We start from the raw sequence: 7,238 nt of genomic DNA on the forward strand, positions 1-7,238 counted from the left end.
GGTGGCATGGAAGAACCCCGTGCCGCCGCGGTGGCAGGGCGGCACGGGGTCCGGTCGGTGGGGACGGGATCGCCGTCGGGTCAGCGCAGCTTCATCTGCCGGTTGACGTCCTTGTAGAGCAGGTAGCGGAACCGGCCCGGCCCGCCCGCGTAGCAGGCCTGGGGGCAGAAGGCGCGCAGCCACATGAAGTCGCCGGCCTCGACCTCGACCCAGTCCTGGTTGAGGCGGTAGACGGCCTTGCCCTCGAGGACGTAGAGGCCGTGCTCCATCACGTGCGTCTCGGCGAAGGGGATCACCGCGCCCGGCTCGAAGGTCACGATCGTCACGTGCATGTCGTACCGGACGTCGTCCGGGTCGACGAAGCGGGTGGTCGCCCACTTGCCGTCGGTCCCCGGCATGGGGGTCGGCTCGACCTCCTGCTCGTTGGTGACGAACGGCGCCGGGACCTCGATGCCCTGGACGTACTCGTAGGCCTTGCGGATCCAGTGCAGGCGGGCGGGGTCCCCGCCGGGATTGCGCACGGTCCACTCGCACTCCGGCGGCAGGAACGCGTAGCCGCCGGGAACGAGCTCGTGCTCCTCGCCGTCGATCGTCAGGACCAGCGTCCCCTCCATGAGGAACAGCACGCCCTCCACGCCGGACTCCGTCTCGGGCCGGTCGCTGCCGCCGCCGGGGGCGATCTCCACGATGTACTGCGAGAAGGTCTCGGCGAAGCCGGACAGGGGCCGGGCGAGCACCCAGACCCGGGTGTCCTCCCAGAAGGGGAGCCGGCTGGTCACGATGTCGCGCATGGTCCCGCGCGGGATCACCGCGTAGGCCTCCGTGAACATCGCCCGGTCCGTGAGCAGCTGGGTCTGGTCGGGGTGGCCGCCGTGCGGCGCGTGGTAGGTGGTCTCGGTCATCAGAAGTCGCCTCCGGTGGTCGATGCGGCCGGTGCCGCGGCCTTGGGGTGGGCCAGGGAGAAGAGCTCGTGCTCGCCGATGCCGGCGCTCTCCTCGAGCTCCTCCCCGGAGATCGCTCCGCACAGCACGCCGCGGTGGACGAAGCGGGCCAGGGCGCGGGCCGTGGCGGGCTCGTCCATGATCTCCGACTCGATGCCGTGCACGTAGTTCTTCAGCCGCAGCGCCGCCGCGGCGAAGCCCTCGCGGTAGAAGAAGTACGTGGCGAGGTAGCGGGTGGGCAGCTGGTGCGCGTGCAGGTCCCAGCCCTGGTAGTAGCCCCGCTCCAGGGAGCGGCGCACCAGACGGGCGTGCAGCCGCCAGGCGGCCAGCTTCTGCTGCTCGTTGCCGGTCGGCAGGATGTTCGTGGAGCCGTCGGAGAGCCGCACCCCGGTGCCGGCCACGGCGACCTGCATGACGGCCTTGGCGTGGTCGGCCGCCGGGTGCTCCATGGACTGGTACTGGGCGGCGATCTGCAGGGAGTCGGAGTAGTCGTAGGTCCCGTAGTGCAGGGCCTCGACCCGTCCGTCCGTCCGGTGGAGCATCGCCGGGATGGGGCAGGTGCCGTCGGGTCCCAGGATCATCGGGGCGGTCTCCATCTGCACCTCGAACCGCAGCCGCCCGGCCGGCAGCCCGAGGCCCGCCTCGAGCTGCTCGCAGGCCTCGACCATGACGTCGACCTGCTCCGGGGTGCTCACCTTCGGCAGGGTGAGCACGAGGCCGCGGGGGAGGCCGTCCTCGCTGTGCCCGGCCTCCCGCAGCCCGCCCTCGTGCACCAGGGTGGTGACGAACAGGTCGAGGGTGCGCAGCCCGCGGTCCCGGGTGGCGGCCTCGAAGCACTTGAAACGGATCCCGATGTACGGCGGCGCGGTCCCCTCCCGGACGGCCTGGGCCACGGTGTGCGCCGCGCGCACGGCCCACTCGTCCTCCTCCTGGTCCCCGCGGTCGCCGAAGCCGTCCTCGAAGTCCAGGCGGACGTCCTCGATCGGCTCGGTGGCGAGCTTGCGCTCGACCGCCCGGGCCACCCGGTCGACCAGGCCCGGGTCGGCGCCCTCGGGGGCGACCTGCTCCGCGAGGGAGGCCGCCCCGAGCCCGGCCACGGCCTCGGCGGCGCGCTCCCCCCACTGCCGGGCGGTCGCCGGGGTGAAGCTGTCGGCGGGGAGGTAGACGGTGTGCACCGGCTGGCGTGTTCCCGGGTCCCCGGGATAGGACCGCCGGAGCAGCTCGTCGGTGCCGGCCAGCCGCTCGGCGGCGCGCTGCCGGAAGGCCGTGCCCAGCGTCCCGGCGCTCACTTCGTGGCCACCCGGTCGCGGCCGGACTGCTCGAGCAGCTCGTAGGCGGGCAGGGTGAGGAAGTCGACGTAGTCCTCGTCCAGCACCAGGTCGGCGATCAGGGCGGCCGCGGGCTCGAAGTGCGCCGCGTAGGACTCCGGGTCGACCTCCTCGCGCAGGACCTCCTTCTGCCGCCGGAGCTCCTCGGCCACGAGCTCGCGGGTCGCGGTGTTGCCGGTGTCCTCGTAGACCACGCCGTTGCGGATCTGCTGCCAGATCTGCGAGCGCGAGATCTCGGCGGTGGCGGCGTCCTCCATCAGGTTGTGGATGGCCACGGCCCCGTTGCCGGACAGCCACACCGCGGTGTAGCGGATCGCCACGTAGAGGTTGGCCGCGAGCTCCTGCTGGGTGCTCACCCGACCGGCGCTGGCGACGTCGAGCAGCTGCTCGGCGCTGACCTGCACGTCCTCGCGCAGCCGGTCCACCTGGTTGGGCTTCGGGCCGAGGACGCCGTCGAAGACCTCGCGGCAGGTGGGCACCAGGTCCGGGTGGGCCACCCAGGACCCGTCGAAGCCGTCGTCGGCCTCCCGGGTCTTGTCCGCGCGCACCTTGGCGAACGCGGCCTCGGTGGCCTCCGGGTCGCGGCGGTTGGGGATCACGGCGGCCATGCCGCCCATGGCGAAGGCCCCGCGGCGGTGGCAGGTCCGCACGAGCAGCTCGGTGTAGGCGCGCATCAGGGGCGCGGTCATGGTGATGGTGGAGCGGTCCGCCAGGACGAACTTCTCACCGGCGTCCCGGAAGTACTTGATGATGCTGAACAGGTAGTCCCAGCGCCCCGCGTTGAGCCCGGAGGCGTGCTCGCGCAGCTCCCAGAGGATCTCCTCCATCTGGAAGGCCGCGGGGATCGTCTCGATGAGCACGGTCGCCCGGATCGTGCCGTGCTCGATGCCCAGGTGCTCCTCGGCGAAGCTGAACACGTCGTTCCACAGCCGGGCCTCGAGGTGGGACTCCATCTTCGGCAGGTAGTAGTACGGGCCGTGGCCGTTGGCCAGCAGCTGCTGCGCGGTGTGGAAGAAGTGCAGGCCGAAGTCCACGAGCGCGCCGGCGGCGGGCCGGCCGTCCACGGTGACGTTGTGCTCGGGCAGGTGCCAGCCGCGGGGCCGGGTGACCACCACGGCCAGCGGGGCGTCCTGGCGCAGCGCGTACTCCTTGCCCTCCGGGGAGGTGAAGCCCAGGGTGCCGCGGGCGGCGTCGCGCAGGTTGAGGATGCCGTCCACCTGGTTGTGCCACGTGGGGCTCGAGGCGTCCTCGAGGTCGGCGAGCCAGACCTTCGCCCCCGAGTTCAGCGCGTTGATCGCCATCTTGGCGGGCGAGGCGGGCCCGGTCATCTCGACCCGGCGGTCCTGCAGGGCGGGCGGGGCCGGGGCCACCTGCCACTCGCTCTCGCGGATCTCCCGGGTCTCGGGGAGGAAGTCGAGGGTGCCGGTCGCGGCGGCGCGGCGGCGGGCGTCCTCCCGGGCGCCGAGCAGCTCGGTGCGCCGGGCGGCGAAGCGGTGGTGCAGGGCCTCGACGAACGCGAGGGCCTCGTCGGTGAGGATCTCGTGCGCGCGGTCCAGGCCGGCTGGGGTGGTGGACTCGATGGCCATGGTGGTCTCCGTTCGGTGCTGGGTTCGGTGGGGGGCGCCGCCGGCGGTGCCGGGCGGCGACGCCCGGTGGTGCGGGCTCGGTGCCGCGCTGCTAGTGGGCGGCGACCGGTGCGAGCCGGTGGGCGTCCTGCTGGGCCACCCGCTGCACGGCCTCGGCCACGGCCGGGGCCACGTGCTGGTCGAAGACGCTGGGGACGATGTAGCTCGCGTTGAGCTCGTCCTCGGCCACGCAGTCGGCGATGGCCTGCGCGGCGGCGACCAGCATGTCGGTGGTGATGTCGGACGCCCCCGCGTCGAGCAGGCCGCGGAACAGGCCCGGGAAGGCCAGGACGTTGTTGATCTGGTTCGGGAAGTCCGAGCGGCCGGTCGCGACCACCGCGGCGTGCTCCGCGGCGACGCCCGGATCGATCTCGGGGTCGGGGTTGGCCATGGCGAAGACGATCGCGCGGTCGTTCATGGACGCCACGTCGGCCTCGTCGAGCAGGTCGGGGGCGGAGACGCCGATGAAGACGTCGGTGCCCACCACGGCCTCCTTGAGCGAGCCGGAGAACCCGGCCTCGTTGGTGTTCTCGGCGATCCACTGCCGGTGCGGGTCGTCGTAGCCCTCCCCGCGGTGGATGGCGCCCTTGCGGGAGCAGGCGATGATGTCCTGCACGCCCTGGGCCTTGAGGAGCTGGATGATGGCGTGGCCGGCGGCGCCCACCCCGGAGACCACGACCTTGACGTCGCCGATCTGCTTGTCCACCACGCGCAGGGCGTTGAACAGCGCGGCCAGGGCCACGATCGCGGTGCCGTGCTGGTCGTCGTGGAAGACCGGGATGTCGAGCTCCTCGCGGAGCCGGGCCTCGATCTCGAAGCAGCGCGGGGCCGCGATGTCCTCGAGGTTGATCCCGCCGTAGACGGGGGCCATGGCCTTGACGATGCGCACGATCTCGTCGGTGTCCGTCGTGTCGAGGCAGACCGGCCAGGCGTCCACGCCGGCGAAGGCCTTGAACAGGGCCGCCTTGCCCTCCATGACGGGCAGGGCGGCGGCCGGGCCGATGTCGCCCAGGCCGAGCACCGCGGTGCCGTCGGTGACCACGGCCACCGTGTTGCGCTTGATCGTCAGCCGCCGGGCGTCCTCGGGGTTGTCGTGGATGGCCATGCACACCCGGGCCACGCCGGGGGTGTAGGCGCGGGAGAGGTCGTCGCGGTTGCGCAGCGAGACGCGGGGGGTGACCTCGATCTTGCCGCCGAGGTGGATCAGGAACGTGCGGTCGCTGATCTTGCGCACCTGCACGCCGTCGAGCGCCTCGAGGGCGTCGCGCACCTCGTCGCGGTGGGACGCGTCGGAGACGTTGCAGCTGACGTCGACGACGACGTGGGCGGCGTGGGACTCCACGACGTCGAGGGCGGTCACGGCCGCGCCGGCCCGCGCGGCGGCGGTGGCGAGCTCGCTGGTGACGGTGAGGCCTGCCGGGGCCTCCACACGCAGGATCATCGAGTATCCGGGACTGGGCGTGGCCATGGTTCCTCCAAGGGCTCTGGTTCGACTATTTCAGTCGCATTGTGGAATGAAACTTTCGTATTATGGATATTATGGGAGCCAGCCGAGGTTGGCAAGGATCCAGCGTGACAGCTGTCACGGATCCGGCGACCGAGATCTGGCCCGGCGCACGAGGCGGCCGGGCCGTACCGACGGGAGATGCCCATGACCACGACGACCGCACGAGCCGGTTCGGGCGGTGTGCAATCGGTGGAGCGCGTGTTCGAGCTCCTCGAGGTGATCACCGCGGCCGGCGGGGAGATGTCGCTCAGCGAGCTCTCCGCCGCCGTGAAGCTGCCGCTGCCCACCATCCACCGGCTGTTGCGCACGCTGGTGCCCGCCGGCTACGTCCGCCAGCTCCCCAACCGCAACTACGCGCTGGGCCCGCGGCTGATCCTGCTGGGGGAGGCCGCCGGGCGCCAGTTCGGGTCGGCGGCCCGCACGCGGCTGGACGAGCTGGTGGCCGAGCTCGGCGAGTCGGCGAACATGGCCGTGCTCGACGGCCAGGAGGTCGTCTACATCGCCCAGGCCCAGTCCAACCGGTCCATGCGCATGTTCACCGAGGTGGGCCGCCGGGCCGACACCCACGACACCGGCGTGGGCAAGGCCATGCTCGCCACCCTGCCGGACGAACGGGTCCGCGCCATCGTGGGCGCGGCGGGCATGGCCACACCCACGCCCAAGAGCATCGGGACCCTCGAGGAGCTCTTCGCGGACCTCGACCGGATCCGGGAGCGCGGCTACGCGATCGACGACGAGGAGACGGAGCTCGGGGTGCGCTGCTACGCGATGGCGGTGCCCGGCGCCCCCACGCCCACGGCCATCTCCGTGTCGGGCCCCGTGTCCCGGGTGGACGAGGACTTCGGCCGCCGGGCCGTGCCCGTGCTGCGCCGGGCCGCCGAGGCGATCGCCGCGGAGCTGATGCCCGGCTCTGCCTGAGGCCGGCACGCACCGGCTGAGGCCCGCACCCGACGGCTGCGCCCGCCGCCCCACGAGGGGCGGCGGGCGCAGCCGTCGGGTGCCCGGACCGTGCGGGTCAGGCGTCGCCGCCCGCGTTGCCGGTCGTGCCGGCGGTGACCTCGTCCAGGCGGTAGCGCTCGAACGCCCGGGCCGGGGCCCCGGCGTCCGCCTCCCCGCGGTCGGCGAGCATCTGCAGCGCCCGCACCACGATGGAGTGCACGTCCGTCCGGAACCAGCGCCGCGCCGCGGCCCGGGTGTCGGAGAAGCCGAAGTCGTCCGCGCCCAGGGTCGCGAAGTCGTTCGGCAGGTACTGCCGGATGCGGTCCGGCAGCTCCGAGACGAAGTCCGTGGAGGCGATGACGGGTCCTTCCGCCCCCGCGAGCTGCTGGGCCACGAACGGCACCCGGCGCGGTGCCCCCGGGGTGCGGAACGCCTCCTTCTCGGCGGCCAGACCGTCGCGGCGCAGCTCGTTCCAGGAGGTCACCGACCACACGTCGGCGGAGACCCCCCACTCCTCGGCCAGCACCTGCTGGGCCTGCAGGGCCCACGGCACCGACACGCCCGAGCCGAGCAGCTGGACCTTCGGGCCGGGGTGCTCGGAGCGGGCGACCCGGTGGATGCCGCGGACGATGCCCTCGACGTCCACGTCCGCCGGCTCGGCCGGCTGCTGGTACGGCTCGTTGTAGACCGTCAGGTAGTACATGACGTTCGGGTCCGCCGAGTCCGGGCCGTACATCTGCTCGAGGCCGTGCCGGACGATGTGGGCGATCTCGTAGCCGTAGGCCGGGTCGTAGCAGCGCACGGCCGGGTTCGTGCCCGCGAGCACGGGGGAGTGGCCGTCGGCGTGCTGGAGGCCCTCGCCGGTGAGCGTGGTGCGCCCGGCGGTGGCCCCGATGAT

The 7,238-nt window shown here is 72.7% G+C and carries 6 protein-coding genes; 1 reads left to right on the forward strand and 5 read right to left on the reverse strand.

Features of this window, described 5'->3' with window-relative positions; translation table 11 throughout:
* Positions 1-80 precede the first annotated feature (80 nt).
* The 4 genes from RCG67_RS13750 to RCG67_RS13765 all read right to left on the reverse strand — a co-directional run bounded on the left by RCG67_RS13750 (position 81) and on the right by RCG67_RS13765 (position 5,362).
* Positions 81-902 (reverse strand): bifunctional allantoicase/(S)-ureidoglycine aminohydrolase, encoded by an 822-nt coding sequence (locus RCG67_RS13750; RefSeq protein WP_368827062.1) that lies wholly within the window; start codon positions 900-902, stop codon positions 81-83.
* Positions 902-2,230: a DUF6986 family protein gene (locus RCG67_RS13755; RefSeq protein WP_368827064.1), complete on the reverse strand. Its 1,329-nt coding sequence runs from the start codon at positions 2,228-2,230 to the stop codon at positions 902-904. Before RCG67_RS13755 ends, RCG67_RS13750 begins: the two co-directional genes overlap by 1 nt.
* Complete coding sequence (gene aceB / locus RCG67_RS13760) at positions 2,227-3,855, reverse strand: malate synthase A (RefSeq protein ID WP_368827065.1); 1,629 nt, start codon at positions 3,853-3,855, stop codon at positions 2,227-2,229. Before aceB ends, RCG67_RS13755 begins: the two co-directional genes overlap by 4 nt.
* A 91-nt stretch (positions 3,856-3,946) precedes the next feature.
* The gene (locus tag RCG67_RS13765) at positions 3,947-5,362 is read right to left on the reverse strand and encodes an NAD-dependent malic enzyme (protein WP_368827066.1); all 1,416 of its coding nucleotides are present in this window, start codon (positions 5,360-5,362) and stop codon (positions 3,947-3,949) included.
* 183 nt (positions 5,363-5,545) lie between these two features.
* Between RCG67_RS13765 and RCG67_RS13770 the strand changes: the two genes are divergently transcribed.
* On the forward strand, positions 5,546-6,319 hold the full coding sequence (locus tag RCG67_RS13770) for an IclR family transcriptional regulator (RefSeq protein ID WP_368827068.1): 774 nt from the start codon (positions 5,546-5,548) through the stop codon (positions 6,317-6,319).
* 97 nt (positions 6,320-6,416) lie between these two features.
* Here RCG67_RS13770 and RCG67_RS13775 read toward each other — a convergent pair.
* The coding region (locus tag RCG67_RS13775; RefSeq protein WP_438612671.1) for a transketolase-like TK C-terminal-containing protein at positions 6,417-7,238 on the reverse strand (822 nt) is incomplete at its 5' end.

Origin of the sequence: Kocuria cellulosilytica, from assembly GCF_040981245.1 — a bacterium.
In the GTDB taxonomy this organism is placed as follows: Bacteria; Actinomycetota; Actinomycetes; order Actinomycetales; family Micrococcaceae; genus Kocuria; species Kocuria cellulosilytica.

What these genes read in the sequence shown, in the direction of transcription:
- RCG67_RS13750 (WP_368827062.1), bottom strand. Translation starts at nt 902, where the DNA reads ATGACCGAGACCACCTACCACGCGCCGCACGGCGGCCACCCCGACCAG.
- aceB (WP_368827065.1), bottom strand. Translation starts at nt 3,855, where the DNA reads ATGGCCATCGAGTCCACCACCCCAGCCGGCCTGGACCGCGCGCACGAG.
- RCG67_RS13765 (WP_368827066.1), bottom strand. Translation starts at nt 5,362, where the DNA reads ATGGCCACGCCCAGTCCCGGATACTCGATGATCCTGCGTGTGGAGGCC.
- RCG67_RS13770 (WP_368827068.1), top strand. Translation starts at nt 5,546, where the DNA reads ATGACCACGACGACCGCACGAGCCGGTTCGGGCGGTGTGCAATCGGTG.